The sequence below is a fragment of the Methyloversatilis sp. RAC08 genome, from assembly GCF_001713355.1.
GTDB lineage: Bacteria > Pseudomonadota > Gammaproteobacteria > Burkholderiales > Rhodocyclaceae > Methyloversatilis.
Genome location: NZ_CP016448.1, coordinates 2,391,990 through 2,418,628, shown reverse-complemented (window position 1 = coordinate 2,418,628; position 26,639 = coordinate 2,391,990). Strand labels below are relative to the sequence as shown.

General features: G+C 63.4%; 32 protein-coding genes. 11 read left to right on the top strand and 21 right to left on the bottom strand.

The window, feature by feature from the left end; genetic code table 11:
* Positions 1-48: 48 nt before the first annotated feature.
* The 7 genes from glyQ to BSY238_RS11150 form a co-directional block, all read right to left on the bottom strand.
* Positions 49-999, bottom strand: a complete 951-nt coding sequence (gene glyQ / locus BSY238_RS11180) for a glycine--tRNA ligase subunit alpha (RefSeq protein WP_069039213.1) — start codon at positions 997-999, stop codon at positions 49-51.
* A 30-nt stretch (positions 1,000-1,029) separates the two neighbouring features.
* Positions 1,030-2,496, bottom strand: a complete 1,467-nt coding sequence (gene lnt / locus BSY238_RS11175) for an apolipoprotein N-acyltransferase (protein ID WP_069039212.1) — start codon at positions 2,494-2,496, stop codon at positions 1,030-1,032.
* On the bottom strand, positions 2,493-3,356 hold the full coding sequence (locus BSY238_RS11170; protein WP_069039211.1) for an HlyC/CorC family transporter: 864 nt from the start codon (positions 3,354-3,356) through the stop codon (positions 2,493-2,495). Before BSY238_RS11170 ends, lnt begins: the two co-directional genes overlap by 4 nt.
* Positions 3,357-3,461: 105 nt before the next feature.
* Positions 3,462-3,914: an rRNA maturation RNase YbeY gene (gene ybeY / locus BSY238_RS11165; RefSeq protein ID WP_069039210.1), complete on the bottom strand. Its 453-nt coding sequence runs from the start codon at positions 3,912-3,914 to the stop codon at positions 3,462-3,464.
* Positions 3,914-4,897, bottom strand: coding sequence for a PhoH family protein (locus BSY238_RS11160; protein WP_069039209.1), 984 nt, complete (start codon positions 4,895-4,897; stop codon positions 3,914-3,916). The genes ybeY and BSY238_RS11160 overlap by 1 nt, the downstream gene beginning before the upstream one ends.
* Positions 4,894-6,243: a tRNA (N6-isopentenyl adenosine(37)-C2)-methylthiotransferase MiaB gene (gene miaB / locus BSY238_RS11155; RefSeq protein ID WP_069039208.1), complete on the bottom strand. Its 1,350-nt coding sequence runs from the start codon at positions 6,241-6,243 to the stop codon at positions 4,894-4,896. Before miaB ends, BSY238_RS11160 begins: the two co-directional genes overlap by 4 nt.
* 32 nt (positions 6,244-6,275) lie before the next feature.
* Positions 6,276-6,587 carry a hypothetical protein gene (locus tag BSY238_RS11150; RefSeq protein ID WP_069039207.1) on the bottom strand — a complete coding sequence of 104 codons (312 nt, stop codon included), beginning with the start codon at positions 6,585-6,587 and terminating at the stop codon, positions 6,276-6,278.
* A 183-nt stretch (positions 6,588-6,770) separates the two neighbouring features.
* Between BSY238_RS11150 and rpoH the strand changes: the two genes are divergently transcribed.
* Entirely contained in the window at positions 6,771-7,658 is an 888-nt protein-coding gene (gene rpoH / locus BSY238_RS11145; RefSeq protein WP_069039206.1) for an RNA polymerase sigma factor RpoH, read from the top strand.
* A 63-nt stretch (positions 7,659-7,721) separates the two neighbouring features.
* Here the strand turns inward: rpoH and BSY238_RS11140 are convergent, their stop codons facing one another.
* The 5 genes from BSY238_RS11140 to BSY238_RS11120 are packed head-to-tail and all read right to left on the bottom strand — an operon-like array spanning position 7,722 to position 11,475.
* Positions 7,722-8,306 carry an SCO family protein gene (locus tag BSY238_RS11140; protein WP_069039205.1) on the bottom strand — a complete coding sequence of 195 codons (585 nt, stop codon included), beginning with the start codon at positions 8,304-8,306 and terminating at the stop codon, positions 7,722-7,724.
* Positions 8,303-9,202 carry a heme o synthase gene (gene cyoE / locus BSY238_RS11135; RefSeq protein WP_069039204.1) on the bottom strand — a complete coding sequence of 300 codons (900 nt, stop codon included), beginning with the start codon at positions 9,200-9,202 and terminating at the stop codon, positions 8,303-8,305. The genes BSY238_RS11140 and cyoE overlap by 4 nt, the downstream gene beginning before the upstream one ends.
* Complete coding sequence (locus BSY238_RS11130; protein WP_069039203.1) at positions 9,183-10,199, bottom strand: COX15/CtaA family protein; 1,017 nt, start codon at positions 10,197-10,199, stop codon at positions 9,183-9,185. The genes cyoE and BSY238_RS11130 overlap by 20 nt, the downstream gene beginning before the upstream one ends.
* Positions 10,199-10,756 (bottom strand): SCO family protein, encoded by a 558-nt coding sequence (locus BSY238_RS11125; protein ID WP_069039202.1) that lies wholly within the window; start codon positions 10,754-10,756, stop codon positions 10,199-10,201. The genes BSY238_RS11130 and BSY238_RS11125 overlap by 1 nt, the downstream gene beginning before the upstream one ends.
* Positions 10,753-11,475, bottom strand: a complete 723-nt coding sequence (locus BSY238_RS11120) for an SURF1 family protein (RefSeq protein WP_069039201.1) — start codon at positions 11,473-11,475, stop codon at positions 10,753-10,755. The genes BSY238_RS11125 and BSY238_RS11120 overlap by 4 nt, the downstream gene beginning before the upstream one ends.
* Positions 11,476-11,526: 51 nt before the next feature.
* Here BSY238_RS11120 and BSY238_RS11115 point away from each other — a divergent pair, with 51 nt between their 5' ends.
* Complete coding sequence (locus BSY238_RS11115) at positions 11,527-11,721, top strand: twin transmembrane helix small protein (RefSeq protein ID WP_069039200.1); 195 nt, start codon at positions 11,527-11,529, stop codon at positions 11,719-11,721.
* 171 nt (positions 11,722-11,892) lie between these two features.
* On the opposite strand, the gene BSY238_RS11110 is transcribed toward BSY238_RS11115, so the two are convergent.
* The 8 genes from BSY238_RS11110 to mpl form a co-directional block, all read right to left on the bottom strand.
* Positions 11,893-12,759, bottom strand: a complete 867-nt coding sequence (locus BSY238_RS11110; protein ID WP_069039199.1) for a cytochrome c oxidase subunit 3 — start codon at positions 12,757-12,759, stop codon at positions 11,893-11,895.
* Positions 12,760-12,786: 27 nt separating this feature from the next.
* Positions 12,787-12,975 (bottom strand): DUF2970 domain-containing protein, encoded by a 189-nt coding sequence (locus tag BSY238_RS11105; RefSeq protein WP_069039198.1) that lies wholly within the window; start codon positions 12,973-12,975, stop codon positions 12,787-12,789.
* 2 nt (positions 12,976-12,977) lie between these two features.
* On the bottom strand, positions 12,978-13,571 hold the full coding sequence (locus tag BSY238_RS11100) for a cytochrome c oxidase assembly protein (protein ID WP_069039197.1): 594 nt from the start codon (positions 13,569-13,571) through the stop codon (positions 12,978-12,980).
* Complete coding sequence (locus BSY238_RS18895) at positions 13,568-13,639, bottom strand: hypothetical protein (protein ID WP_236952627.1); 72 nt, start codon at positions 13,637-13,639, stop codon at positions 13,568-13,570. The genes BSY238_RS11100 and BSY238_RS18895 overlap by 4 nt, the downstream gene beginning before the upstream one ends.
* 56 nt (positions 13,640-13,695) lie before the next feature.
* Entirely contained in the window at positions 13,696-15,282 is a 1,587-nt protein-coding gene (gene ctaD, locus BSY238_RS11095; RefSeq protein WP_069039196.1) for a cytochrome c oxidase subunit I, read from the bottom strand.
* Positions 15,283-15,333: 51 nt separating this feature from the next.
* On the bottom strand, positions 15,334-16,386 hold the full coding sequence (coxB, locus tag BSY238_RS11090) for a cytochrome c oxidase subunit II (protein WP_069040623.1): 1,053 nt from the start codon (positions 16,384-16,386) through the stop codon (positions 15,334-15,336).
* Between the two features lie 164 nt (positions 16,387-16,550).
* Positions 16,551-17,021 carry a DUF2244 domain-containing protein gene (locus BSY238_RS11085; protein ID WP_223300100.1) on the bottom strand — a complete coding sequence of 157 codons (471 nt, stop codon included), beginning with the start codon at positions 17,019-17,021 and terminating at the stop codon, positions 16,551-16,553.
* 124 nt (positions 17,022-17,145) lie between these two features.
* Positions 17,146-18,498: a UDP-N-acetylmuramate:L-alanyl-gamma-D-glutamyl-meso-diaminopimelate ligase gene (mpl, locus tag BSY238_RS11080; RefSeq protein ID WP_069039194.1), complete on the bottom strand. Its 1,353-nt coding sequence runs from the start codon at positions 18,496-18,498 to the stop codon at positions 17,146-17,148.
* 88 nt (positions 18,499-18,586) lie between these two features.
* Here mpl and BSY238_RS11075 point away from each other — a divergent pair, with 88 nt between their 5' ends.
* Genes BSY238_RS11075 through BSY238_RS11035 form a run of 9 tightly spaced genes read left to right on the top strand, consistent with a single transcriptional unit; the run spans position 18,587 to position 25,411 of the window.
* Positions 18,587-19,144, top strand: a complete 558-nt coding sequence (locus tag BSY238_RS11075; protein WP_223300099.1) for a nucleotidyltransferase — start codon at positions 18,587-18,589, stop codon at positions 19,142-19,144.
* Positions 19,141-19,680 carry a TlpA family protein disulfide reductase gene (locus BSY238_RS11070; RefSeq protein WP_069039192.1) on the top strand — a complete coding sequence of 180 codons (540 nt, stop codon included), beginning with the start codon at positions 19,141-19,143 and terminating at the stop codon, positions 19,678-19,680. The genes BSY238_RS11075 and BSY238_RS11070 overlap by 4 nt, the downstream gene beginning before the upstream one ends.
* A gap of 53 nt (positions 19,681-19,733) precedes the next feature.
* Positions 19,734-20,252, top strand: a complete 519-nt coding sequence (gene aroQ, locus BSY238_RS11065; protein ID WP_069039191.1) for a type II 3-dehydroquinate dehydratase — start codon at positions 19,734-19,736, stop codon at positions 20,250-20,252.
* A 55-nt stretch (positions 20,253-20,307) separates the two neighbouring features.
* Positions 20,308-20,763, top strand: a complete 456-nt coding sequence (gene accB, locus BSY238_RS11060; RefSeq protein WP_069039190.1) for an acetyl-CoA carboxylase biotin carboxyl carrier protein — start codon at positions 20,308-20,310, stop codon at positions 20,761-20,763.
* A gap of 16 nt (positions 20,764-20,779) precedes the next feature.
* Positions 20,780-22,141 (top strand): acetyl-CoA carboxylase biotin carboxylase subunit, encoded by a 1,362-nt coding sequence (accC, locus tag BSY238_RS11055; RefSeq protein ID WP_069039189.1) that lies wholly within the window; start codon positions 20,780-20,782, stop codon positions 22,139-22,141.
* Positions 22,138-23,064, top strand: a complete 927-nt coding sequence (gene prmA / locus BSY238_RS11050) for a 50S ribosomal protein L11 methyltransferase (RefSeq protein ID WP_069039188.1) — start codon at positions 22,138-22,140, stop codon at positions 23,062-23,064. The genes accC and prmA overlap by 4 nt, the downstream gene beginning before the upstream one ends.
* The gene (locus tag BSY238_RS11045) at positions 23,064-24,452 is read left to right on the top strand and encodes a DUF3426 domain-containing protein (protein WP_069039187.1); all 1,389 of its coding nucleotides are present in this window, start codon (positions 23,064-23,066) and stop codon (positions 24,450-24,452) included. Before prmA ends, BSY238_RS11045 begins: the two co-directional genes overlap by 1 nt.
* Before the next feature lie 48 nt (positions 24,453-24,500).
* Positions 24,501-25,004: a thiol peroxidase gene (gene tpx, locus BSY238_RS11040; RefSeq protein ID WP_069039186.1), complete on the top strand. Its 504-nt coding sequence runs from the start codon at positions 24,501-24,503 to the stop codon at positions 25,002-25,004.
* A 29-nt stretch (positions 25,005-25,033) separates the two neighbouring features.
* Entirely contained in the window at positions 25,034-25,411 is a 378-nt protein-coding gene (locus BSY238_RS11035; protein WP_069039185.1) for a diacylglycerol kinase, read from the top strand.
* Between the two features lie 45 nt (positions 25,412-25,456).
* Here BSY238_RS11035 and BSY238_RS11030 read toward each other — a convergent pair whose 3' ends face one another.
* A complete protein-coding gene (locus tag BSY238_RS11030) occupies positions 25,457-26,590 on the bottom strand; it encodes a PilT/PilU family type 4a pilus ATPase (RefSeq protein ID WP_069039184.1) in 1,134 nt (377 codons plus the stop codon).
* Positions 26,591-26,639 lie beyond the last annotated feature (49 nt).

Below are 26,639 nucleotides of genomic sequence, written 5' to 3'. Positions count from 1 at the left end.
CAGTCCAGAATCAGCCGCCGTGACCGGCGGTGTCGAAGCAATCGATGATCAGGCGGCGCGCAGCGCTTCGATGCGGCTGCACTCTTCTTCGCCCAGCAGTGCGCGCAGGCGCGGGCTCGTCAGGTCGGCCATCGGAAAGCCGCGCTGCTCGCGCGACGCGTAGTAGGCCTGCGCCACCAGTCGCGCCAGTGCGCGTACGCGACCGATGTAGGCGGCACGCTCGGTGACCGAAATCGCGCCGCGCGCATCGAGCAGGTTGAAGCTGTGCGATGCCTTCATGACCATCTCATAGCCGGGCAGCGGCAGGCCGACTTCGATCAGGCGCTTCGCTTCCGACTCGTAGTCGCCAAATTGCCTGAACAACCACTCGACATTCGAATGTTCGAAGTTGTAGGTCGACTGCTCGACCTCGTTCTGATGATAGACATCGCCGTAGCGGATGCCCGGCGCCCACACCAGGTCATACACGTTCTCGACACCCTGCAGATACATCGCCAGGCGCTCGGCGCCGTAGGTGATCTCGCCGAGCACCGGCTTGCAAGGAATCGACCCGACTTCCTGGAAATAGGTGAACTGCGTGACTTCCATGCCATCCAGCCACACTTCCCAGCCCAGCCCCCAGGCACCCAGCGTCGGCGATTCCCAGTCGTCCTCGACGAAGCGGATGTCGTGCTGCGACGGGTCCAGCCCCAGCGCACGCAGGCTGTCGATGTACAGCTCCTGGATGTTCGGCGGCGATGGCTTCAGCGCGACCTGGAACTGGTAATAGTGCTGCAGCCGGTTCGGGTTCTCGCCATAGCGACCATCCTTCGGACGGCGCGACGGCTGTACGTAGGCGGCGCGCCAGGGCTCGGGGCCGATGGCGCGCAGGAAGGTGGCGGTATGGAAGGTGCCGGCACCGACCTCGATGTCATAGGGCTGCAGCAGGGCGCAGTTCTGGTCGCCCCAGAAGCGGGACAGACGCAGCAGGACTTCCTGGAATGTGGGTGCGGCGGACATGGGCACTGAGCGAATCGGAAAGCGCGGATTCTACCGGCTCGCCTTGCGCCGCACCATCGCCGCCCCGATCAGCAGCAGCGCGCCGATGACCACCGGCGCATTGCCCCAGCGCATGAAGGGCGTCAGGCCCTGCTGGCCGGACAGTTCGACACGCAGTCCGGCACGCTCGAACGGCGGCAGCGCAGCGATGATGCGACCGTCGGCGCCGATCGCGGCCGTCATGCCGGTATTGGTGGCGCGCAGCATCGGCCGGCCCATTTCCAGCGCACGCAGCTGCGCGATCTGCAGATGCTGTGGCTGCGCCAGCGAATCGCCGAACCAGGCAGTATTGGACACATTGACCAGCAGCGTTGCATCGCGCGCCGCGGCGATCAGTTCCTCGCCGAACACGTCTTCGTAGCAGATGTTCACCGCGACCTTCTCGCCCGCCAGATCGAGCGGCGGCTGCACCGGCGCGCCGCGGCCGAAGTCGGACATTGGGATCGACAAAAGCGAAAGCGTCCACGCGAACAGCGGCGGCGTGAATTCGCCGAACGCCACCAGATGCGACTTGCTGTAGCGCGCATCGTCACGGCCCAGTGCGACCGCGCTGTTGAAGTAGCGGGCGGTGCCATCGTCATCGCGACCGATGGTGATGGCACCCATGAGCACATCGGCGCCGGTGCGCCGCACTTCGGCCAGCCAGGCCGGATCGATTTCGTCGTACGGCACCGGGATGGCGGTTTCCGGCAGCACGACCAGATCGGCGGGCCAGGTGCGCGCGAGCTCGAGATAGGTCTGCATCGAGTCGGGCAGACGTTCAGGTACCCACTTCAGGCTTTGCGGCACATTGCCCTGCAGCAGGCTCACGGTCAGCGTGCGGCCCGTGGGCTCGGTCCAGCGGACGGCGCCGAGCAGCGCGCCACCCGCCAGCAGCGCGACCAGCGACAAGATGGCCGGCCGCCAGGTCATCCGCTGCAGCGCCGCCGCCGCGAGCAGGGCGGCAATCAATGCAGCGACCCAGCCTGCGCCGTGCACGCCGAACACCGGCACGTACCCCGCCAGCGGGCTCGGCGGCGCGTGCGCATAGCCGCTGGCCAGCCACGGGAACCCGGTCAGCAGCGTGCCGCGCAGCCATTCGGTCAGTGCCCACAGACCGGCAAACAGCGGTGCGTAAAGCACGCGACCGGGGCGCAGCCAGCACTGTGCTGCGCAGGCCGCCGCCGGGAAGAAGGACAGATAGACGCAGAACAGGAAGGTGGCGAGCAGTGAAATCGCCATCGGCATGCCACCGAAGTCGTGCAGGCTGACATGCACCCAGGACACGCCGCCGAGGAACCAACCCAGACCGAACACGAAGCCGGTCAGCGCGGCAGTGCGCGGATCGCAACGGTCGGTCAGCCACAGCAGCGTGGCGAGCGACAGCAGCGGGAGCGCAAACAGGCCGAGCGGCGCGAATCCGGCAACCGCCAGCAGACCGGCCGCACCGGCTGCGGCCAGCCTGACCACCGGCTTCATTCGACCAACGCTGCGTCGATCGGCGTGGCCGGCTTGATGCGATCCACCATCAGCGTGTGCACGCGCCGACTGTCGGCGCGCAGCACGGTGAAACGCAGATCCTGCAGCTGGATGACTTCACCGCGTTTGGGCAGGCGGCCGAGCTGATGTATGACCAGACCGCCGACCGTATCGAAGGCGTCGTCTTCGAACTCGGTCGCGAAAACCTCGTTGAAATCCTCGATCTCGGTCGCCGCCTTGACGCGATAGCGCCCGGCCTGATCGATGCGGATATTGTCGGCCGACTCGTCGAAGTCGTACTCGTCCTCGATGTCACCGACGATCTGCTCCAGCACGTCCTCGATCGTCACCAGACCTGCCACACCGCCGTATTCATCCACGACGATGGCCATGTGGTTGCGGCTGGCGCGGAATTCGCGCAGCAGCACGTTGAGCCGCTTCGATTCGGGGATGAACACTGCCGGGCGCAACATGTCGCGCAGGCTGTCGTCGTGGCCGGCCACCAGCCGCAACAGATCCTTGGCGAGCAGGATGCCGATGACGTCATCGCGGTTGTCGCCGATGACCGGGAAACGCGAGTGCGCGGTGCGCAGCGCGGTGTCGACGATCTTTTCCAGCGGGTCTTCGATGTCTACGCAATCCATCTGGGCGCGCGGAATCATCACGTCACGCACCGGCATGTCGGACACCTGGAGCGCGCCTTCGATGATCGACAGGGCATCCGCGTCAAGCAGATTGCGTTCGAAGGCGGAGTGCAGCAGCGCCAGCAACTGGTCCCGGTCCTCCGGTTCGCGCATCAGAAGATGGCTCAGCCGTTCGAGAAAACCCGGGCGATGCGGGGCGGAAGGACTACTGTCCATGCGGGGCGAGGAGAACGAACACGGGCCAAGTGTAACCCGAGCCGCGTGCAGGTTTCGAGTCAGGCGTGCGTCGCAGGCCGAGAGCGCACCGTCGCAGGCCCGGTTTCAGCAGTCGTCGGCGTACGGATCAGGCAGACCCAGACCGGCCAGGATGCGCCGTTCTTCCGTCTCCATCGCCTCGGCGTCGGCGTCCGACGTTTCGTGGTCCCGACCCTGCAGATGCAGCGTGCCGTGCACGATCAGGTGTGCAGCGTGCTGTGCGAAAGGCTTGCACTGTGCGCTTGCCTCGGTCGCGAGCACCGGTTGGCAGACGACGAGATCACCCGCCAGATGCGCGCCCTGCTCGTACGGGAACGACAGCACATTGGTCGCGTAATCACGGCCGCGGTAGTCGACATTGAGCGCACGACCTTCATCGGCGTCGACGAAGCGCACCGTGATGTCGGCACGCAAGACGACCTCCTCGTCGAGTGCGGCACGCACCCAGCGCAGGACATCGGTGCGCGGTGGACAGCCGTCGCGCGCGCAGGCGTACTGCACCGACAGGTTCAGCCGCATCAGCCGCGCGGTCCCCTGCGCATGGCTTCTTCGGCCTCGCGCTGCGCTTCGAACCGTTCGTAGGCGGACACGATGCGCGCCACCAGCGGATGGCGTACGACATCCTCGGCGAGGAATTCGGTCGTGGCGATGCCGCGCACGTCGTGCAGCACCTTGCGTGCTTCGCCCAGCCCGCTTTTGTGTCCGCGCGGCAGATCGACCTGCGTCAGGTCGCCGGTGATGACCGCCTTGGAACCGATGCCCATGCGGGTCAGGAACATCTTCATCTGTTCCGGCGTGGTGTTCTGTGCCTCATCGAGAATGATGAAGGCGTTGTTCAGCGTGCGGCCACGCATGTAGGCCAGCGGCGCGATTTCGATCACCTGGCGTTCGAAGGCGCGCGCCACGCGCTCGAATCCCATCAGTTCGTACAGCGCGTCGTACAGCGGCCGCAGATAGGGATCGACCTTCTGCGCCAGATCGCCAGGCAGGAAACCGAGCCGCTCCCCGGCCTCGACCGCCGGGCGGGTCAGCACGATGCGCGCGACCGTTTCGCGTTCCAGCGCGTCGACGGCGCTGGCCACCGCCAGATAGGTCTTGCCGGTGCCGGCCGGGCCGATGCCGAAGGTGATGTCGTGTTCCTGGATCTGTTTGAGGTACTGCGCCTGGCGCGGCGTGCGGCTGTGCAGATTGCTCTTGCGCGTCAGCAGCGTCGGCGCTCCGGGTTCGGGCAGCCCGCGGTTCGACAGTTCGATCAGGCCGAGCTGGATGGCATCGACACTCAGGTGGTCCTTGGCGACGCTGTAGAAGTGGCGCAGCGCAACGATGGCCCGCTGCGACTGCACCGGATCGCCGCTGACGCGGAAATTTTCGCCGCGGCGGGCGATCTCGACGTCGTAGGCGGTTTCCAGCTGGCGCAGGTTTTCGTCCAGCACGCCGCACAGATTGGCCAGCCGGGTGTTGTCCAGCGGTTCGAGCAGCAACTCGAGCGGTTTGGTTTTCAAGCGTCGACCGCCTCTCGCGTGAGCACCGCGCCACGCAGGCTGTGCGGCAGCGCCGATTCGATGCGCACGTCGATGAAGTGTCCGATGAGCCGGGCCGGGCCGCTGAAATTCACGACGCGGTTGTTGTCGGTGCGACCGGCCAGTTCGCGCGCGTCCTTGCGCGACGCCCCTTCGACCAGGATGCGCTGCACCGTGCCGACCATGGCCTGGCTGATCGCCTGTGTGTGTTCCTCGATGCGCTTCTGCAGTCGCGCCAGCCGTGCCTGCTTCACCTCGGTCGGAGTATCGTCCGCCATGTCGGCGGCCGGCGTGCCGGGCCGTGCGCTGTAGACGAAGCTGAAGCTGTTGTCGAAACCGACATCGTCGATCAGCTTCATCGTCTTTTCGAAGTCGTCATCGGTTTCACCCGGAAAGCCGATGATGAAGTCGGAGCTGAGCGACAGGTCGGGACGCGCTGCGCGCAGCCTGCGCACCACCGCCTTGTATTCGAGCGCCGTGTAGCCGCGTTTCATCGCCGCGAGGATGCGGTCGGAGCCGCTCTGCACCGGAAGGTGCAGCTGCGACACCAGCTTGGGCAGGCGCGCGTAGGCGTCGATCACCCGTTGCGTCATTTCGCGCGGGTGCGAGGTCGTGTAGCGCATGCGCTCGATGCCGGGCAGGTCATGCACGCATTCGAGCAGGAAGGCGAAATCGCCGATGTCGTCCGAGCCGCGGCTGATCGGCGCACGCCAGGCATTGACGTTCTGGCCGAGCAAGGTCACTTCCTTTACGCCCTGCGCGACCAGCGTCGCCACCTCGGTCAGGATGTCGTCCAGCGGGCGCGACACTTCCTCGCCGCGCGTGTAGGGCACGACACAGAAAGTGCAGTACTTCGAGCAGCCTTCCATGATGGACACGAAGGCGGTGGCGCCTTCGACGCGCGCCGGTGGCATGTGATCGAACTTCTCGATCTCGGGGAAACTGATGTCGACCTGCGGCCGCCCGCTCTCGCGCCGCTTCGCGATCAGGTCGGGCAGACGGTGCAGGGTCTGCGGGCCGAACACGAAATCAACATAGGGCGCGCGTTCGACGATGGCCGCACCTTCCTGACTGGCGACACAACCGCCGACGCCGATCAGCAGGCGCGGGTTGTCCTTCTTCAGATGCTTGACCCGACCGAGATCATGAAACACCTTCTCCTGCGCCTTTTCGCGCACCGAACAGGTGTTGAACAGGATCACGTCCGCTTCTTCCGGGCGATCGGTCGGCGTCAGACCTTCGGACTCGCCGAGCACGTCGGCCATCTTGTCCGAGTCGTACTCGTTCATCTGGCAACCAAAGGTCTTGATGTAAATCTTGCGGCTCATCGGGGCGAATTCATCCGGATCGTCATGCTTGCCTACTGTTTGGGGGCCGGAAGGTCGATCTCGTCCGGCGACAGGATCCACACGCGGTACAGGTCACCATTGGCGTCCAGCTTGTAGCGCACGACCTGTTCGGACGTGATCATGACCGGCAGCATGATGCGGTTGTCGGTCGAACGTATGTGGGCACCGGGCGCCAGCCGGAAGACATGCTTGCCCATTTCGACCAGACCGTCCTGCGGCGGCTGCATCTTCGCCTTGATCGCGTCCGGCGGAATCGCCCGCAACTGGGCGAACGCGATCACCGGACAGCACATCAGCAGGAACAGGGCAGTCGGAATGCGCATCGGCGGTTTGACAGGACGGTGACTGATGAGCGGATTGTAGCGTGCCCCCCGGTCCAACCCCAAAGCGAGCCGTCGCAGTCGGCGCGCAGTGACCCGTTACATATTGCGACGCAATGAACCGATTCGACCGTTAGCACTCAATAGCGAGGAGTGCTAATCTTGCACGCAAGGGAGGAATGCAACATGACCCATGCTTTGATTGTTCCGAATCTGCCGGTGGCGGGCGCCCTCGGCAATATCGATAGCTACATCCAGGCCGCGAACCGTGTGCCACTGCTCACTGAAGAGCAGGAGCAGGCGCTTGCCCGGCGCTTCCGCGACGAGGAAGATCTGGAATCCGCCCGCGCGCTAGTGATGTCCCATCTGCGTCTGGTGATCGCCATCGCACGCGGCTACCTGGGCTATGGCCTGCCGCACGCGGACCTGATCCAGGAAGGCAATATCGGCCTGATGAAGGCCGTGAAGCGCTTCGATCCGGATCGCGGCGTACGCCTGGTTTCGTTTGCGATCCACTGGATCAAGGCCGAAATCCATGAGTACATCCTGCGCAACTGGCGCCTCGTGAAAGTGGCGACAACCAAGGCGCAGCGCAAGCTGTTCTTCAACCTGCGCAGCCTGAAGCACAGCAGCAACACGCTGAATCCGGCTGAAGTCCGCGAAGTGGCGAAGACACTGGGCGTCAAGCCGGAGGAAGTCGTCGAGATGGAAACCCGTCTGACCGGGCAGGACATCGCGCTCGAAGGCAATACCGACGACGACGACCGCGACAGTGCCCGCATGGCGCCGATCAGCTGGCTGACCGACAGCGCGGCCGAACCGCTGGAAGTGATGGAAGCGGCGCAGGATGTACGTCTACGCGAAGAAGGCCTGCAGTCGGCACTGGCCGCGCTCGACGACCGCAGCAGGACCATCGTGCAGCGCCGCTGGCTCGCGCAGGAGGGCGAATCGGCCACGCTGCATGAACTGGCCGACGAGTACGGCGTGTCGGCCGAACGCATCCGGCAGATAGAGGCGAAGGCGATGCAGAAAATGAAAGCCACCATGCACCGTGCGCTTGGCATGGCCGCCTGACCCGGACTACGGTCGCGACCCGTCGGCTGGACAAGAAAAAGCGACCTCCGGGTCGCTTTTTTTTCAGCTGGCTGCGAGCAGCGTTTTCAGGTCCTGCGCGATATTGGCAGCCGTCTCGCCGTGACGGATGAACAGCCGCAGTCGGCCCTGCGCGTCATGGACGTAGGTACCGGCCGAATGATCCATCGTGTACTGCCCTTCGGTACTGCCAGCAACCTTCTGGTAGAAGATCTTGTATTCCTTGGCCGTGGCGGCAGTCGCCGCAGCATCGCCGCGCAGACCGACGAAGGACGGGTCGAATTTCGGCACATAGCCGGCCAGCAGCTCTGCCGTGTCACGCTCGGGGTCGACCGTGATGAACAGCACCTGCACCTTTGTCGCATCCGGTCCAAGCAGCTCAAGCGCCTGCTTCATGGTCGAGAGGCTGGTCGGGCACACATCGGGACAATGCGTGAATCCGAAGAACAGCGTGACCAGCTTGCCCTTGTAGTCGGCCAGCGTACGCTGCTGACCGGTGTGGTCGGTCAGCGTGAAACCCCGGCCATATTCGGCACCGGTCACGTCGATGCTTCGATAGCTGGGGCCGGACGGACTGCAACCCGACAGTGCGACAGCAAATAGCGCGGTCGCGAAGAGGCGGCGGTTCATAGCGGGATGTAGTGATCGACCAGCAGCGCTGCAAACAGCAGGGACAAGTGCCAGAGCGAAAAGCGGAACGTGCGCTTGGCGAGATCGTCGGAGTAATTGCGCATCAGGCGCCAGGCGTAGGCGATGAAAATGCCGCCTAGCACGATCGCTGCCGCGAGGTAGATCCAGCCACTCATGCGCGAGGCGAACGGCAGCAGGGTGACCGCAAACAGGATAAGGGTGTACAGAAACACCTGCAGCCGGGTGTATTCGGCACCATGGGTCACCGGCAGCATCGGCAGCCCTGCCTTGGCGTATTCCTGCGTGCGATAGAGCGCAAGAGCCCAGAAGTGCGGCGGCGTCCACGCGAAAATGATCAGGAACAGCAGCAGTGCATCGGACGACACTTCGCCGGTCACCGCGGCCCAGCCCAGCACCGGCGGCATCGCGCCGGAAGCACCGCCGATCACGATGTTCTGCGGCGTCGCCGGCTTGAGTACGATCGTGTAGATGATGGCGTAGCCGATGAAGGTCGCAAGCGTGAGCCACATGGTCAGCGGATTGACCCAGTGGTAAAGCAGGGTCAGGCCGACACCGCCGACCACACCCGAGAAGATCAGCGTTTCGAGAGAATTGACCTCGCCGCGCGGCAACGGACGCGCCCGCGTGCGCGCCATCACGGCGTCGATCTTCTGTTCCACCAGACAGTTGATCGCGGCGGCGGCACCCGCCACCAGCCCGATCCCCACGGTGGCGGCCAATACCACACCCATCGGCGGCAGGCCCTGCGGCACGGCGAGAAACATGCCGATCACCGCGCAGAAAACGATCAGCTGGACGACGCGCGGCTTGGTCAGCTGCAGGTAATTGGCCAGCCTCAGCGACAGGGGCGGTAGATCAAGCCGCATGGCTTTCATGGAAAACTCCGGAATAGCGTTGCTGCGCGGTCGCGCGAAGGCGGTAGTTTATCAGCACCATCACGATCACCAGCGCCGCAGCGCCGCCGTTGTGCGCAGCAGCCAGCGGAAGTGGCAGGCTGAACCAGACATTGGCCAGACCGAGCAGCACCTGCAGCACCAGAATCACCAGCAATGCCGTCGAAAGCGCTGCGTGACCGGCTCTGCGCAGGCCGAACGCGAGGGATACCAGCACAAGTGTCGCAATGACCGCGCCGACCCGGTGCATCCAGTGGATCGCCGTCAAGGCCTCGATGGTCAGCGTTTCGCCATCGGCACCGACGCCCAGTTCTCGGATGACGTGGAAGCCGTTGGCGATATCCATCTCCGGCACCCAGGCACCGCGGCAGGTCGGCAGGTCGGAACAGGCCAGCGCCGCGTAATTCGTGCTGACCCAACCGCCCAAAGTGATCTGCGCTGCGAGCACCACGAAGGCCGACATGGCGAACAGGCGCAGCGCCGGACTGACGGTGATGCGGGAGGGTGCCAGCGTACGCGCGTACAGGCAGACCAGCAGCGCGAGCACGGTCAGGCCGCCGATAAGATGGCCGGTGACGATGGCCGGTTTGAGCAGCATGGTGACCGTCCACTTGCCGAACATCGCCTGCAGACCAACAACGCCTATCAGGGCTGTCGCCAGCCAGGGCGACGCCGCAGGATCGCGCCGGTTGCGCCAGGCAAGCGCTGCGATGCCGACGATGCACAAGCCAACGATGCCCGCAAAGTAGCGGTGGATCATTTCCTTCCAGGCCTTGGCAAAGGTCACCGGACCGTGCGGATCGGCCTCCTGCGCAGCGGATATGTGATCCGACGCCTGGGTTACGGTGGCGTGGCCGTAACAGCCGGGCCAGTCCGGACAACCCAGTCCGGCGTCGGACAGTCGCACGTAGGCGCCGAGCACAATCAGTGCGAAGGTCATCGCCAGGGTGGCGAGCAGCAGCTTGCGGTAGGTATTCATCAGCCGAGCCTCGAGTACTTCATCAGTCGTTGGAAATCCTTGATCATCTTCTTCGGGTCCGGCTCGTCCGGGTAGCGCATCATCAACTGCCCGAGCGGATCGATCAGGTAGATGGCTCGGGCATGCGCCGGCTCCCGGATCAACGCAGCCAGCGTGGCCGAGCCCTCGGCGCGCACGATGTGCATGCCTTCGACTGCTTCAACGAGCTTCGCCTGCGGCAATGTCGCGTCATTGAGCAGCCACACGCGCTCGATGCGGTCCTGGTGCTCACCCTGCGCCTTGCGTACCTGGCGGATGAAATAGAGCGATTGTTCGCAGCGCGCATCGCACGCGCCGCTGTCGGCGAGCACCAGCGTCCAGCGTCCCTTTAGGCTGTCGAAATCGAACGACTTGCCTGCGATCGACGTCAGCGCCTCTTTCGGCAGAGGCTGTGGCGACAGCAGCTGCCCGTAGTTGACCGTGCTGTCGGGTCGCCACAGATAGTAAAGCGCGTACGAGGCGATCAGTGGCAGCGTGCACACCAGACCGATTACAACCAGCGTCTTCTTGCCGTTCAAGACTTCTCTCCTGTTTTCTTCATGGCGGCGAACAGTCCGGACAACGCAGTGACGAGGGCGAAGGCGTACCACTGGCCGGCGTAGGCGATGTGCTTGTCGATACCGAACTCGGGCTTCAGGCGCTCGCGCGTCAGACCATCTTCGGGACCACCGTGCTGCGCGAAAATGAATGGCGCCAGTTCCAGCGAACTGGCGCGTGCGACGCGATCAACGGTCACGTTCTGCCACACCTTGCCCTCGACCGAATCCGCCGACAGTTCGACAAATCTCGACTCGGCACGCAGCACGACGCCTTCGATGCGCTGCACACCGGGTTCGGTCGGAACAGCCGGCAGGTCTTCGCGCAGGCGACCGCTGCGTACCCAGCCACGATCGACCAGCACACAGCGCACAGACGTCTGGCACAGCGGCATGAATACCCCGTAACCGACCTGACCATTGCGTACCCGGTTATCGGCGTAGATCAGCACGCTGGCCTTCCACACACCTTCGATCGTGGCATTCGAATACTCGGCCGGAGCGACCGGGCCCCATTGCGTGACATCGAGTGCGGGTGCGGACTGGGCGAGTTCATAGGCAGCGAGAAGCCCCTGCTTGTAGTGCGCGCGCGCGGTTTGCCATTGTGCCGCGGCTATCGTGACAGCGATGACCAGCGCGCAGATCAGCGCGGGCCAGAATCGGATCACGAAAGTGCGACGGGCGAAGGTGAACTGGGTCATTGCGGTGAGATGTCCGGGATACACTGGACATCTTGAAAAGGGAATCGTTTGATGCGCTATCTCGTAATCGTCGTCTTGCTGTTAATCATTGCCAGCCTGGGGTCGGCACTGTTCTTCCTGTTCCGCGATACGGGGAACTCAAGCCGGATGATGCGCGCGCTGGCGCTGCGGGTCGGCCTGTCGATCGCACTGTTCGTCGCGCTGACGCTGAGCTACCGCTTCGGGCTCATCGAAGGAAAACTGTGAGCCACTGCTTCGTGTCGCGGCCGGGCGCCCCAGCGCTCGTTTCACGAAGCAGTTCGGCACCGGATCGGATCCACGAAAAAAAGCGCCGCACGATGTGCGGCGCCGAGTATTTATTTTTTAAGGGCTCTTGTTTGATACCGGCCCACTCTCCTCCTCGCTAATTCCGTTCCATCAGATCCAGTAGACCACAACGAAAAGCAGCAGCCAGACGACGTCAACAAAGTGCCAGTACCAGGCAACGGCTTCGAAGCCGAAATGATTCGTTGAAGTGAAATGTCCGGCAAAGACGCGGCACAGTATCACGATCAGCATCGTTGCACCAATGGTCACGTGAAAGCCGTGAAAACCGGTCAGCAGGTAAAACAGCGATCCGAACACGCCGGTCGTCAGTTTGACGTTCAGGTCACTGTAGGCGTGCATGTATTCGTAGACTTGGAAACCCAGGAATACGACGCCGAGCAGGATGGTCAGAAACAGACCGAGCTTCAGCTGCCCGCGGTTGTCATGCAGCATGCCGTGGTGCGCCCACGTCAACGTGGCACCGGACGTGAGCAGCAGGAAGGTGTTGAGTGCCGGTATGCCCCATGCGCCCATCGGGGTGAACGGGCCGCCATCGTAGGCCGGACCCGGATTCGGCCATGCGTTCGTGGCTTCCGGCCACAGCAAGGCCTGATGTTCGAGCGACGCGAGATCCGGGATGGACAGCACACGTGCGTAAAACAGCGCGCCGAAGAAGGCCGCAAAGAACATCACCTCCGAAAAGATGAACCAGCCCATGCTCCAGCGGAACGACATGCCGACACGCTTGTTGTACAGACCGCCTTCCGACTCGTGGGCAACCTTGCGGAACCAGATGAACATCATGTACAGCAGTGTCAGGATGCCGGCACCCAGAACGTAAGCCCCCCCCTGGATCGCGTTCATCGTCAGCACCGATCCCAGTGCAAACAGCAGCAAGGCGACCGAACCGGTGATCGGGTAGGTCGACGGCGACGGCACGTAGTAATACGGTGCTTGGTGAGGCGTATTCGAACTCATTTTTTAATTTTCCTTCCCGTTATTCTCTCAAGCAATACTGATCAGAACTCTCACAACCACCAGCAACGTGATCACGAACAACGCGGCGGCCACGACGCCCGTGATGATAACTTGCACTGGCGTCAGCGACGCCGCTGCTTCGTCATGATTGCGCTTCCCCCGCACTCCGGCGAATGCGGACAATACGGTCACGACATTGCGGAAGATACTGGCCACGTTCAACCCCCTGCCCCTGCATTGCCATCACGCCCGACCGCTTCGGCTGTCGCACCGGGAACCTCGAAGAAGGTATAGGAGAGCGTGATCGTGTTGATGTCCTTCGGCAACGATGAAGACACCAGGAAGGCCACTGGCATTCGCCGCACCTCGCCCGCCGCGAGTGTCTGCTGCTTGAAGCAGAAGCATTCCATCTTCTGGAAGTACTGCATCGCCGCCGACGGCGTGTAACTGGGGATCGCCTGTCCGGTCACCGCGCTCTGCCGCGTGTTCGACACTTCATACTCGATCGTCACGACTTCGCCCGGATGCACCACCATCGAACCGGTCACCGGCTTGAAGTTCCACGGCAGCTTGTGCAGGTTGGCGTCGAACTCGACCGTCACGCTGCGCGAACGGTCGACCTGGGTGTTGAATGGCAGACTGTTGTCCTGCTTGTTCAGGTTGTTGACGTCAAGCACCTGACAAAGCTTTTCATAGAACGGCACCAGCGCGTAGCCGAAGCCGAACATCAGAAATGCGGACACGATCAACCGCACCAGCGTCGAGCGGTTGCGTCTTTCGGACACCGCCCCGCCCTGTTCCGGAGTTGTCATTGGCCGGACAACCCGTAACGAACCACGAAGGCCACGAACACCGCTACCGCGGTCCCCGCCAGCCACACCGCAGTGCGTACGTTGCGGCGGCGGAGCTCGTCTTCGCTTGAAATCACAGCCGCGCTCACTTGAAGACCGGGGGCGTTTCGAAGGTGTGATGCGGCGCCGGCGACGGCACCGTCCACTCAAGGCCTTCAGCGCCATCCCACGGCTTGGCGGAAGCTTTCTCGCCACCCTTGATGCACTTCAGCACGACGATCAGGAACACCAGCTGCGACAGACCGAAGCCGAAGGCACCGATCGACGAGATCATGTTGAACTCGGCGAACTGCAGCGAGTAATCCGGAATACGACGCGGCATGCCGGCGAGGCCGAGGAAATGCTGCACGAAGAAGGTCATGTTGAAGAACACGATGGACAGCCAGAAGTGCAGCTTGCCCAGTTTCTCGTCGTACATGTGGCCCGTCCACTTGGGCAGCCAGTAATAGGCACCGGCATAGGCGGAGAACAGCGCGCCCGCGACCATCACGTAGTGGAAGTGCGCCACGACGTAGTAGCTGTCGTGCAACTGGATATCCACCGCCGTCATCGACAGCACCAGACCGGAGAAGCCACCCAGCGTGAAGAGGAACAGGAAGCCTATCGAGAAAAGCATCGGGGTTTCGAAGCTCAGCGAACCGCGCCACATGGTGGCCACCCAGTTGAACACCTTCACGCCGGTCGGAATGGCGATCAGCATCGTGGCGAACATGAAGTACAGCTGACCGGCGACCGGCATGCCCACCGTATACATGTGGTGAGCCCACACGATGAAGGACAGGATGGCGATCGACGAGGTGGCATAGACCATCGATGCGTAACCGAACAACGGCTTGCGCGAGAAGGCGGGAATCACCTGCGACACGACGCCGAAAGCCGGGATCGCGATGATGTAAACCTCGGGGTGGCCGAAGAACCAGAAGATGTGCTGGTACAGCACCGGGTCACCACCACCGGCCGCGTTGAAGAAGCTGGTGCCGAAGTGACGATCGGTCAGGATCATCGTGACCGCTCCCGCCAGCACCGGCATCACTGCGATGACCAGATAGGCCGTGATCAGCCAGGTCCAGCAGAACAGCGGCATCTTCATCAGCGTCATGCCCGGCGCCCGCATGTTCAGCAGCGTCGTCACGATGTTGATCGAACCCATGATCGACGAAATGCCGAGGATGTGGACCGCGAAGATCGCCATGTCCATGCCGATACCCATCTGTACGGTCAGCGGCGGATACAGCGTCCAGCCTGATGCCGCAGCACCACCCGGCACGAGCAGTGACGACGTGAGCAGGATGGCAGCCGGCGGCAGCAGCCAGAACGACCAGTTGTTCATGCGTGCGAACGCCATGTCGGACGCGCCGATCATCAGCGGAATCATCCAGTTCGCGAAGCCGACGAAGGCCGGCATGATCGCGCCGAACACCATGATGAGACCGTGCAGCGTCGTCATCTGGTTGAAGCGGTCGGGATCGACCACCTGCAGGCCGGGCTGGAACAGCTCGGCGCGGATGACGAGCGCCATGACGCCGCCGACAAGGAACATCGCAAAGCTGAACCACAGGTACATCGACCCGATGTCCTTGTGGTTCGTCGTAGTCACCCAGCGCATGATGCCGCTGGGCTGATGGTGGTCGTGATCGTGCGCGTGGTCGGCACCGCCCGGAATCGCAGCCATGTTGATCTCCTGAAAATCTAGAATGTTGACTGAAGGTTCGGAGACGGTCGCTTACTCGCGCGCCACCTTGATATCCGACGGCTGAACGACTTCGCCGGTGGCGTTGCCCCAGCTGTTCCGGGTGTATGTGATCACGGCTGCCAGCTCGGTGTCGCTCAGATGCTTGAAGGCTGCCATCGCCGTGCCCGACTTTCCGTTCAGCAGGATGTCGATCTGTCCGTCCTGCGGACCGAGCACGACCTTGGAACCGACAAGCGCCGGGAAGGCAGGCGGCAGGCCCTGACCGTTTGCCTGATGACAGGCTGCGCAGTTGGCAGCAAACACCTTTTCTCCGCGCGGGGTCAGTTCTTCGACGAGGTACATCTTGTTCGGATCGTCGGCTGCAGCCGCCATTGCCTTCATCTTGCCGTCGACCCATGCCGCGTACTCTTCCTCGGTCACGATCTTGACGACGATGGGCATGTAGCCATGTTCCTTGCCACACAGCTCCGCACACTGCCCGCGGTAGGTGCCCGTCTTTTCGGCGCGGAACCATGTATCGCGGATGAAGCCCGGTACCGCATCCTGCTTGACCGCCAGCGCAGGCACCCACCACGCGTGGATGACGTCGTTCGCGGTCGTCAGAATGCGGATCTTCTTGCCGACGGGGACGACGAGCTCGTTGTCGACCTCGAGCAGGTAGTTCTCGCCCTTGGGGACTTCATTCCGCACCTGCGGCTGCGGGGTGGACAACGTGCTGACGAAGCTGATGCCTTCGCCCTCGCCCTTCAGGTAGTCATAACCCCATTTCCACTGATACCCCGTTGCCTTGATCGTGATGTCGGCGTTGGTGGTGTCGCGCATGGCGAGGATGGTTTTCGTCGCGGGCCACGCCATGCCGAGCAGGATGAAAACTGGAACGATGGTCCAGAGAATTTCGACCGTCGTACTTTCATGGAAGGTCGCTGCCTTGTAACCGGCGGACTTGCGGTGCACAAACACCGACCAGAACATCACACCGAAAACGGCGACGAAAATGACGCCACAGACGATGGTCATCAGCAGGTGCAGGTCGTATACGTCGCGACCGAGCGCCGTGATCGGCTCCTGCAGATTCAGTTTCATTTCCGCCCGGGCAATGCCCGAAAGCAGAAACAAACCCATCGCTGCCCAGGCCCGACGGGCAATGGGCAAGCCACCTCTTGATAGCGCCATAGTGCAACCCCAGATTTATGTTGTGATTGGTTCTGTGAAACGGTGATTCCAGACAACGGCCAAGCAACAAACAGCTAAAAACGTCTTTCCCGCAATTTTCCAGCGAGGTCACGTGCAAGTTTCGCACGACCTTTTTCGTCGAGGTAGCGACCGACCGTCACTTGTCTGTCGCGACACCGCACAACGACTTCCGAACCGAAACCGACCTTCCGCGTTTCAACTTTTGCCCATGCCGGTGCGAACTCGTATCGGCTCACACGCGTTTTTTCGCACACCTCGACGAGCAAACGCTCGTCGTCGAGATGAATGCGTTCAAAGTCACCAACCCTGCGCCCGTACGCAATGAACGCAAGCCCGAGCGCGCTGATCTCCAGCCCGGCAAACGGGAACACCCACCACACGCCCACTGCCGCCCACGCAGCCGCTATCGCCATCGACAGCGCACATGTGACCAGGAAAAAAGTCAGGAGCGCGCGCGGCGACATCGAACAATTGCGGCGGGCTTCAATGCTGAACTCGCTGGATTGGCTGAGAACTGCAGACAAGTGGACTGCCTCGGAAGTGGAGCTCCCCTGATACGACCACTGCGGGCCGCTTGGCAATCGATAAGCTAGCACACGCCCCCTCGCTTATCAATATCGCAGCGGCGCAAAACGCGAGACGCAGACCTCACACCGCTGACGGATCAAGTCGATTCAGCAACTTGCGGTGGATGCCGCCGAAGCCGCCGTTGCTCATCACGAGCACATGGTCGCCGGGATGCACCGCATTCATCAACTGGTCGAGCAGCGCATCGACCGATGGCGCAACCCGCGCGCGCCGCCCCAGCGGAGCCAGCGCAACGACAGCATCCCAGCCCAGGGAATCGCCGCCGAGACAGAAGGTCAGGTCGGCACATTCGAGCGCAGCCGGCAGGCGGGCCTTCATCACGCCGAGCTTCATCGTGTTCGATCGCGGCTCGATGACGGCCAGGATGCGCGCCGCACCGACCTCCGTGCGCAGCGCGCGGATCGTTTCTTCGATCGCGGTCGGGTGGTGCGCAAAGTCATCGTAGACCGTCACGCCGGCCGCCTCGCCAATACGCGCCAGCCGCCGACGGATGCCCCGGAATGTCGCCAGCGATTCGAGCGCATGCTCGGGCCGCACGCCGGCATGGCGCGCCGCGAGCATGGCCGCCAGCGCGTTGTTCGCGTTGTGCATGCCGGGCATCGCAAGCCGGCCCGCAACGTCCTCGCCTGCCGGCCCGCGCACGTGCAGCACCTGTCCGGCCCCCGTAACCTGCCAGCCAGCCGGCGTATTGAACCACTCGACGTCGCTCCAGACGCCGCGCGCCAGCACGCGGCGCAAGGATTCTTCAGCGCCATTGGCAATGATGCGGGCGCTGGCAGGCATGGTGCGCACGAGGTGGTGGAACTGAGTCTCGATAGCGGCCAGATCAGCGAAGATGTCAGCGTGATCGAACTCGAGATTGTTCAGGATGGCGGTACGCGGCCGGTAATGGACGAATTTCGAGCGCTTGTCGCAGAACGCGGTGTCGTACTCATCCGCCTCGATCACGAAGAACGGCGCGTCGCCCAGTCGCGCCGAGACACCGAAATTCAGCGGCACGCCGCCGATCAGGAAACCGGGCTTCAGTCCGGCATCCTCAAGCATCCAGGCCAGCATCGAAGTCGTCGTCGTCTTGCCGTGTGTGCCGGCGACCGCGAGCACCCAGCGCCCGGCCAGCACGTGTTCCGCCAGCCACTGTGGCCCGGACACATAGGGCAGCCCGCGATCCAGCACGGCTTCCAGCAGCGGATTGCCACGCGACACGGCATTGCCGACGACGAACAGGTCGGGCTTTAGATCGATCTGCGCCGGATCGTAGCCCTCGATCAGGTCGATACCCAGCTGTTCGAGTTGCGTGCTCATCGGTGGATAGACGCCTGCATCGCAGCCGCTGACCTGATGTCCGGCCTCGCGCGCCAGCGCGGCAACACCGCCCATGAAGGTGCCGCAGATGCCGAGGATGTGAATGTGCATGGCTGGGTGATGTGACAGAATGGCCGCAGATTCTATCAACCCGGGCACGCGCCCACCCTCTGCAGCATCCGCCATGCGCCCCAGCAACATGAGACGGCAGATTGCAAGCACTGCCGCGCGACTGATCGCCGAAGAAGGCATTCGTGACTACGGGCTCGCCAAACGCAAGGCAGCACGTCAGCTCGGCATCGGCCCGAACGAGGAGCTGCCGACCAACCTCGAAATCGAGGAGGCAGTGCGCACCTACCAAGCACTGTATCTGGCCGACGAACAGCCGGAGCAATTGCGCATGCTGCGCAGCGCCGCCGTTACGCTGATGGCCGAACTCGTGCGCTTCAACCCCTACGCCACCGGCGGATTGGTGGATGGAACAGCGGGACGCTTCACGGCAATCGAACTGCAGGTATTCGCCGACAGTGCAAAGGAAGTCGAACTGTTCCTGCTCAACAACGGTGTCGATTTCGATTCGCGTGACCCGCGCCGTCCTGACCGGAACAGCCCCGAAACCACGCTGCTGTTCGAGTGGGATGACCTGCCGGTGGAACTGGCGGTTTTCCCGGCCGGTCTTGAACGCTCGAAAGGGCGCGAGCGGCTGCGCGCCGAATCGCTGCGCGCCCTGCTGGATAACGAGGAGATCGAGGAATGAACATCTGGCTGCGACGCACCCTGATCGCCGCCGTCGTGCTGGCCGCCGGCGCCGCTGGCGTATGGAGCGCCCTGTCGCGGCAACCGAAGCTTGACGCAGCGGCGACCACCATTGGCGCCAACCGTCTCGAAGTGCTCCAGCTGGCCGACGCCAGCGGCACCGAAATGCCCTTCTCGGCATGGCGCGGCAAGCTTCTGGTGGTCAATTTCTGGGCCACCTGGTGTCCGCCGTGCCGCGAGGAAATGCCCGGTTTTTCGCGCATTGCCGGACGACTGCGCGATCGCGGCGTGCAATTTGTCGGCATCAGCATCGACAGCGCAGACAACGTGCGCCAATACCTGCAGGAAGAGGCAATCGACTATCCGCTGCTGATCGGCGGTTCAGACGCCATACAGATTTCCGCAGAACTGGGCAATTCAGCTCAGGGCATGCCATTCACGGTGATATTTGCACCCGACGGCAGTGTGGTCGAACGCAAGCTGGGCACCTACAAGGAAGAGGAACTGGAAGCCATTCTGCTGGCACGGTTGCGCTGAGCGCACTTTCGCCGGCTGGACAAATTGCAGCCAAGTCCGGCAAACTTGCAGCCATGCAGCCTACAACTCGCCGCAAGGCGTCAAAAACTGCCGCGCAGCCGGACAGCATTGAGAAGCTGGCCGAGAAGCGTCGCATACTTGTCCTGCACGGCCCCAACCTGAATCTTCTGGGCTCGCGGGAACCCGACATCTACGGTCATCTGACATTGGCCGACATTGATGCCCGGCTGAAAGTGACTGCGCTGGAGCGCGGTGTGGTCATCGAATGTTTCCAGAGCAACCATGAAGGCGAACTGGTCACGCGCATCCAGCACGCGCGGGCCGAACACATCGATTTCATCCTCATCAACCCGGCCGCCTACACCCACACCAGTGTGGCCATTCGCGACGCCCTCGCGTCGGTCAGCATCCCGTTCATCGAGGTTCACCTGTCGAACGTCCATGCACGGGAAGCGTTCAGGCACCACTCCTACCTGTCGGACATCGCCGTCGGCGTCATCTGCGGACTCGGTGCCTACGGTTATGAAGCCGCTCTGGAGTTCGCACTCCGCCGGCTCGACACCACAAAATAATTAAACATGCACAAACACCGCGCCACGCACGTGGGCGGTTCTTGCGGGGAAAATCATGGATTTGCGCAAACTCAAGAAACTGATTGATCTGGTACAGGAATCGGGTATTTCGGAACTCGAAGTCACCGAGGGCGAAGAAAAGGTACGCATTGCAAAGCACCTGCCACCCACCATGCAGACCACCTACGTATCGAGCCAGCCGCAGCAGCAGCAAGCGGCACCGGCCGCTGCCGTTGCCGCCCTGCCGGTCGTGCCGGTCGAGGCAGCACAGCCCGAGGGCCACGTGGTGAAGTCGCCGATGGTGGGCAGCTTCTATCGCTCGTCCTCGCCCGGCGGAAAATCATTCGTCGATATCGGTCAGACCGTCGTGGTCGGCGAAACGCTGTGCATCATCGAAGCGATGAAACTCATGAACGAGATCGAATCGGACGCCGCCGGCGTCGTGAAGGCGGTACTGGTCGAGAACGGCCAGCCGGTCGAATACGGCCAGCCGCTGTTCATCATCGGCTGAGCGCGGACCCAATACGATGTTTGAAAAGATACTGATCGCAAACCGCGGTGAGATTGCATTGCGCATCCTGCGTGCCTGCCGCGAGCTGGGCATCCGCACGGTGGCGGTGCATTCCGAAGCCGACACCGAAGCAAAATACGTCAAGCTGGCCGATGAGTCGGTATGTATCGGCCCGGCGCCGTCCAGCCAGTCCTACCTGAACATCCCGGCCATCATTTCGGCGGCCGAGGTGACCGATTCGGAAGCCATTCACCCGGGCTACGGGTTCCTGTCCGAAAACGCCGACTTTGCCGAGCGGGTCGAGCGCAGTGGTTTTGTGTTCATCGGTCCGCGTCCTGAAACCATCATGCTGATGGGCGACAAGGTGTCGGCCAAGGACGCGATGAAGGAAGCCGGCGTGCCGGTGGTGCCGGGTTCCGAGGGCGCCCTCGGCGAAGACCCGAAGGAAATCATCCGCATCGCGCGGGGGATAGGCTACCCGGTCATCATCAAGGCGGCCGGCGGTGGCGGCGGACGCGGCATGCGTACCGTACATACCGAAGCGGCCCTGCTCAATGCGGTGCAGATGACGCGTACGGAAGCGGGGGCTGCGTTCAACAACCCCTCCGTGTACATGGAGAAGTTTCTCGAAAACCCGCGCCACATCGAAATCCAGGTGCTGGCCGACGCACACCGCAACGCCGTCTATCTGGGCGAGCGCGACTGTTCCATGCAGCGGCGGCACCAGAAGATCATCGAGGAAGCACCGGCGCCCGGCATTCCGGCGCGCATCATCGCGCGCGTTGGCGAGCGCTGCGCCGAGGCCTGCCGGCGCATCAACTATCGCGGTGCCGGCACCTTCGAGTTCCTGTTCGAGAACGGCGAGTTCTATTTCATCGAAATGAACACCCGCATCCAGGTGGAGCACCCGGTGACCGAACTGATCACCGGCATCGATCTGGTACAGGAGCAGATCCGCGTGGCGGCCGGCGAAAAGCTGCGCTTCAAGCAGCGCGACATCAAGCTGACCGGCCATGCGCTGGAATGTCGCATCAACGCCGAAGACCCGTACAAGTTCACGCCCAGTCCGGGCAAGATCACCGGGTATCACCCGCCGGGCGGCCCGGGTGTGCGCGTCGATTCGCACGTCTATCAGGGCTATACCGTGCCGCCCTACTACGACTCGATGATCGGCAAGGTGATCACCTACGGCGACACGCGCGACCAGGCGATCCGCCGCATGAGCATTGCCCTGTCGGAAATGATCGTCAGCGGCATCAAGACCAACATCCCGCTGCACCAGGAGTTGATGCAGGACGCACGCTTCGTCGATGGCGGCACCAGCATCCACTACCTCGAACAGAAGCTGGCGGATCAGGTCCTGGCCAAAGCGAAATGAACGTCGACGAACAGCCCGTGGATACGGCAGGCGGCTGGACCACCGTCACACTGCTGGCTGATTCGCTTCACGCAGAAGCGCTGTCGGACGCGCTGCTCGATGCCGGCGCACTGTCGGTCGACATCGAGGATGCCGATGCCGGCACGCCGGATGAGAAACCCCAGTTCGGCGAGCCAGGCCTGCCGGTGGCGGTCGAGTTGTGGCCGCATTCGCGTCTGCATGCGCTGTTCGAGCGTGACGCCGACCTCGCCTCCGCCATGGCCGAAGCGGCCGAGGCGGCCGGTCTGACCGCGCCGCCGCCCTACACGACCTCACAGCTCGACGAGCAGAACTGGGTGCGCCTCACACAGGCCCAGTTCGACCCGATCCGCGTGTCGGACCGGCTGTGGATCGTGCCCTCCTGGCACGCCCAGCCCGATCCGGCGGCGATCAACATCACGCTCGATCCCGGCATGGCCTTTGGCACCGGTTCGCACCCGACAACCCGTCTGTGTCTGGAATGGCTGGACCACGAAATCCGCGGCGGCGAAACCGTCATCGACTACGGATGCGGTTCGGGCATCCTGGCGCTGACGGCCTCGCGGCTCGGTGCGGCACGGGTAACGGGCACCGACATCGACCCGCACGCCCTCGACGCCGCGCGGTACAACGCCGAGCGTAACGGCGCCACGCTCGAACTGATGCATTCGCGCGAAACCATCGACCATCAGGCGGACATCGTGGTGGCCAATATCCTCGCCAATCCGCTGACCGTGCTGGCGCCGCTGCTTTGCAGCCTGACACGCAGAGGCGGGCGTATTGCGCTGTCCGGCATCCTGTCCGCCCAGACTGGCATGGTGCGCGATGCCTATCGCCCGGCCTTCGAACTGGAGGTTGCCGGCGAGCGCGACGGCTGGGTGCTGCTGACCGGGATACGCCTCTGATGTTGTCCCGCTGCCCGGCCTGCGCTACCGTCTTCCGCGTCGATACGGTGCAGATCCGGGCACGCGAGGGCCGCGTGCGCTGCGGCCGCTGCCACGCGGTATTCGATGCGCTCGACGCGATGGTCGACATCACCGCCCTGCGCGCGGCCGGTCCGGTCGCCACGGGCAGCACGCCGGTGATCCCACCGATGTCGCCGGCGTTGGCCACGTTCGCTGCGGACACGGCCGCTGAAGTTGGCGATGCGCCCGTCAGCGACTTTTCACGCATCTTCGCGGCCTCAGCGACTGACGAGACTGACCGCCCGCCTGCACCACCCGAAGAAAGCCATGCCACGCTGAACGTGGTCGATGCGCCCGAGGTCCGGGTGAGCACCGAGCCGTCTGCCGTCACCACGGAACTGTTGACCGAGCCGGCTGACCTTGCGGAGCCTCCCGGCCAGCCAATGCCCGAACCGGGTGGCAGCATGGACGCGCTGGTCGCACGCACCACCGACTACTGGGGCATGCCCTCGCTGTCCGAACCGTCGCCGGTCACGCCCCCCGAACCGGCTGCCGCGCACGAACCCGACCCGGACGTCACCCAGCCGCTCGACATTTTCGAACTGGACGCTGCCGACGAGCCGGCCCCGACGGCGGATTTGACAGATCCGGCGGATACGTCACTTCCGCAAGGTTTGCCGGCAGAAGACGCGCTGGTCGCGGCAGCCGTTGAGGGTGCTGCAGACACTGCAGTCCGCTCGCCGGACTACGCCGTCGTCGGCACCGCACGCGACGAGGTGCCTGCCCCGACCCCTGCGCCTGCGCAAGACCCGCTGCTCGATCCGCCGCCGGCGCTTGAACCGGTGCGCGATCCGGCCATGCAGCGCATCCGGCGCGAGCTGTACGGCGACGAAGCGCCGGCGACGCGCGGCGGGCTCCGAACGGCCCTGTGGATTGCCGGCTGCGTGCTGCTCGTGCTGCTTGCGGCTGGCCAGCTGGCCTATCACTTCCGCACCGATATTGCAGTGGCCCAGCCGACGCTCAAACCTTTGCTCGAGCAGGCCTGCGCACGCGTCGGCTGCAGCGTGCCGGCGCCGCGCGAACCCGACAAGGTGAGCATCGAAGCGTCGGAACTGACGCCGGAACCGGGCCGCGAGCCGCTGCTGCGTCTGTCGGCGCTGCTGCGCAATACAGCCGCCTTCGAGCAGGAATGGCCGCATCTGGAATTGACGCTGACCGATACCGGCGACCGTGCCGTCGTACGGCGCGTGCTCACGCCGGCGGAATTCCTGCCCCCGGACGTCCGCACGAAGGGTTTCGCCCCGGCTTCGGAACAGATGGTCGGTGTGCTGGTCGACCCGGCGGCATCCGGCGCCAGCGGCTACCGCCTGTACGCCTTCTATCCCTGAACCCGGCGCACCCGCGCCGGACCCTCAACCGCCACCGAGGACACTGCGATGACCCAGACCGTATTGCTGGCCGGCACGCCCATCCATCTCGCCGGTCATTTTCCCGCTCCGGGATCGCGGGCGCCCTCGTTCACGCTGGTCGGTACCGATCTGGCCGACGTTGCACTGGCCAGCTTCGGCAGCCGGCGCAAGGTGCTCAACATCGTGCCGAGCCTCGATACGCCGGTCTGTCAGGCATCGACACGTCGCTTCAACGAGCAGGCTGGCAAAATGAACAACACGGTTGTACTGGTGATTTCGGCCGACCTGCCTTTCGCGATGAAGCGCTTCTGCGAAACCGAAGGCCTGTCCAATGTGGTGTCTTTGTCCACGTTGCGCGGCCGCGAATTCATGGCGAACTACGGCGTCGAGATACTCGACGGACCACTGGCCGGGCTGACTGCTCGCGCCGTCATCGTGCTCGACCCGAATAACGGGGTGCTCCACGCCGAACTGGTGCCGGAGATCAAGCAGGAGCCCGACTACGACGCCGCCCTGGCCGCGCTGAGGTAGGCGGCCACCCAACCACCCGGTCACCGCAGATGGAAGAAAGTCCGTTCAAGGGCAAGACCGGCCTGCGCCGGCTGCTCAACGCCACCCGCTACTCCGCAGAAGGGCTGGGCGCAGCGTTCCGCCACGAAGACGCCTTCCGGCAGGAAGTGATCGCCGCCGCCGTGCTGATTCCGCTCGCGATCTGGCTGGGCAACACCGGCATCGAGCGCTCGCTGATGGCTTTTTCGGTGCTGCTGGTATTGATCGTGGAACTGCTGAATTCGGCGATCGAAGCCACGGTGGACCGCATATCGCTGGAAAACCACCGCCTCGCCAAACGCGCCAAGGACATCGGCTCGGCGGCGGTCATGCTGGCACTGCTGAACCTGGTTCTGGTGTGGGGGCTGATACTGGCGCAGCGGATCTGAACATCACCGGCCCTGCGCGGCGCGAGCGCTGCGACAGACGCCGGCTCAGACCAGATCCAGCCCTGACGTCACGTTGAGGTTGCGGTCCTGCGCTTCCTTGCTGTTGAGCTTGATCTGCAGCCGCAGGTCATTCACCGAGTCGGCGTTGCGCAGCGCGTCTTCATAATTGATGCGACCGGCCTCGTACAGATCGAACAGCGCCTGATCGAAGGTCTGCATGCCGATCTCGCGTGAGCGCTTCATGACGTCCTTGATCTCGCCCACATTGCCCTTGAAGATGTGGTCGGCGATCAGTGGTGAATTGAGCATCACCTCGATGGCGGCCGCGCGCCCCTTGCCTTCCTTCATCGGCACCAGACGCTGCGAAATCATCGCGCGCAGGTTCAGCGACAGGTCCATCAGCAACTGTTCGCGCTTGTTCTCGGGGAAGAAGTTGATGATGCGGTCGATCGCCTGATTGGCGCTGTTGGCGTGCAGCGTGGCCAGGCACAGGTGGCCGGTTTCGGCGAACTGGATCGCGTGTTCCATTGTTTCGCGGTCGCGGATCTCACCCATCAGGATGACGTCGGGCGCCTGGCGCAGCGTGTTCTTCAGCGCGATTTCCCAGTCTGCCGTGTCGAGCCCGATCTCGCGCTGCGTCACGACGCAGTTCTTGTGTTCGTGCACGTACTCGATCGGGTCCTCGATCGTGATGATGTGGCCGTAGCTGTTCGTATTCCGCCAGTCGACCAGCGCGGCCAGCGACGTGGTCTTGCCGGTACCGGTACCGCCGACGAAGATGGTCAGCCCGCGCTTGGCCATCGCGACGTCCTTCAGCACCGTCGGCAGGCCCAGTTCGTCCAGCGTCGGAATCTTGGCATTGATGGTGCGCAGCACGCAGCCGATCTTGCCTTGCTGCACGAAGGCATTGACGCGGAAGCGGCCGATGCCGGCCGGCGAGATCGCGAAATTGCATTCCTTCGTCGATTCGAATTCCGCCGCCTGACGGTCATTCATGATGGCGCGCGCCAGTTCGGCCGTGTGCTGCGGCGTCAGCGACTGGTTGGACTGCGGAATGATGCGGCCGTCGACCTTGATGGCCGGCGGGAAGCCGGCCGTCACAAACAGGTCCGACCCGCGTTTGGTCGCCATCAGACGCAGCAGGTCGTACATGAACTTCAGTGCCTGATCTCTTTCCATCTACGCTCTCCGCTGCGATTGACGCAATTGATGCTGCCGACGTGTCCAG

Coding starts and splice junctions, on each gene's coding strand:
- coxB (WP_069040623.1), bottom strand. CDS start 16,386: ATGAAACTGAATCTGCAGGAGCCGATCACGGCGCTCGGTCGCGACGTA.
- BSY238_RS11075 (WP_223300099.1), top strand. CDS start 18,587: ATGAGACGGCAGATTGCAAGCACTGCCGCGCGACTGATCGCCGAAGAA.
- mpl (WP_069039194.1), bottom strand. CDS start 18,498: ATGCACATTCACATCCTCGGCATCTGCGGCACCTTCATGGGCGGTGTT.
- lnt (WP_069039212.1), bottom strand. CDS start 2,496: ATGAAGCCGGTGGTCAGGCTGGCCGCAGCCGGTGCGGCCGGTCTGCTG.
- tpx (WP_069039186.1), top strand. CDS start 24,501: ATGACCCAGACCGTATTGCTGGCCGGCACGCCCATCCATCTCGCCGGT.
- BSY238_RS11140 (WP_069039205.1), bottom strand. CDS start 8,306: ATGAACCGCCGCCTCTTCGCGACCGCGCTATTTGCTGTCGCACTGTCG.
- BSY238_RS11030 (WP_069039184.1), bottom strand. CDS start 26,590: ATGGAAAGAGATCAGGCACTGAAGTTCATGTACGACCTGCTGCGTCTG.
- BSY238_RS11170 (WP_069039211.1), bottom strand. CDS start 3,356: ATGGACAGTAGTCCTTCCGCCCCGCATCGCCCGGGTTTTCTCGAACGG.
- miaB (WP_069039208.1), bottom strand. CDS start 6,243: ATGAGCCGCAAGATTTACATCAAGACCTTTGGTTGCCAGATGAACGAG.
- BSY238_RS11115 (WP_069039200.1), top strand. CDS start 11,527: ATGCGCTATCTCGTAATCGTCGTCTTGCTGTTAATCATTGCCAGCCTG.
- rpoH (WP_069039206.1), top strand. CDS start 6,771: ATGACCCATGCTTTGATTGTTCCGAATCTGCCGGTGGCGGGCGCCCTC.
- ybeY (WP_069039210.1), bottom strand. CDS start 3,914: ATGCGGCTGAACCTGTCGGTGCAGTACGCCTGCGCGCGCGACGGCTGT.
- BSY238_RS11070 (WP_069039192.1), top strand. CDS start 19,141: ATGAACATCTGGCTGCGACGCACCCTGATCGCCGCCGTCGTGCTGGCC.
- accB (WP_069039190.1), top strand. CDS start 20,308: ATGGATTTGCGCAAACTCAAGAAACTGATTGATCTGGTACAGGAATCG.
- BSY238_RS11035 (WP_069039185.1), top strand. CDS start 25,034: ATGGAAGAAAGTCCGTTCAAGGGCAAGACCGGCCTGCGCCGGCTGCTC.
- ctaD (WP_069039196.1), bottom strand. CDS start 15,282: ATGGCTGCGATTCCGGGCGGTGCCGACCACGCGCACGATCACGACCAC.
- cyoE (WP_069039204.1), bottom strand. CDS start 9,202: ATGAAAGCCATGCGGCTTGATCTACCGCCCCTGTCGCTGAGGCTGGCC.
- accC (WP_069039189.1), top strand. CDS start 20,780: ATGTTTGAAAAGATACTGATCGCAAACCGCGGTGAGATTGCATTGCGC.
- BSY238_RS11045 (WP_069039187.1), top strand. CDS start 23,064: ATGTTGTCCCGCTGCCCGGCCTGCGCTACCGTCTTCCGCGTCGATACG.
- aroQ (WP_069039191.1), top strand. CDS start 19,734: ATGCAGCCTACAACTCGCCGCAAGGCGTCAAAAACTGCCGCGCAGCCG.
- BSY238_RS11120 (WP_069039201.1), bottom strand. CDS start 11,475: ATGACCCAGTTCACCTTCGCCCGTCGCACTTTCGTGATCCGATTCTGG.
- BSY238_RS11110 (WP_069039199.1), bottom strand. CDS start 12,759: ATGAGTTCGAATACGCCTCACCAAGCACCGTATTACTACGTGCCGTCG.
- BSY238_RS11130 (WP_069039203.1), bottom strand. CDS start 10,199: ATGAATACCTACCGCAAGCTGCTGCTCGCCACCCTGGCGATGACCTTC.
- BSY238_RS11100 (WP_069039197.1), bottom strand. CDS start 13,571: ATGACAACTCCGGAACAGGGCGGGGCGGTGTCCGAAAGACGCAACCGC.
- BSY238_RS11150 (WP_069039207.1), bottom strand. CDS start 6,587: ATGCGCATTCCGACTGCCCTGTTCCTGCTGATGTGCTGTCCGGTGATC.
- prmA (WP_069039188.1), top strand. CDS start 22,138: ATGAACGTCGACGAACAGCCCGTGGATACGGCAGGCGGCTGGACCACC.
- glyQ (WP_069039213.1), bottom strand. CDS start 999: ATGTCCGCCGCACCCACATTCCAGGAAGTCCTGCTGCGTCTGTCCCGC.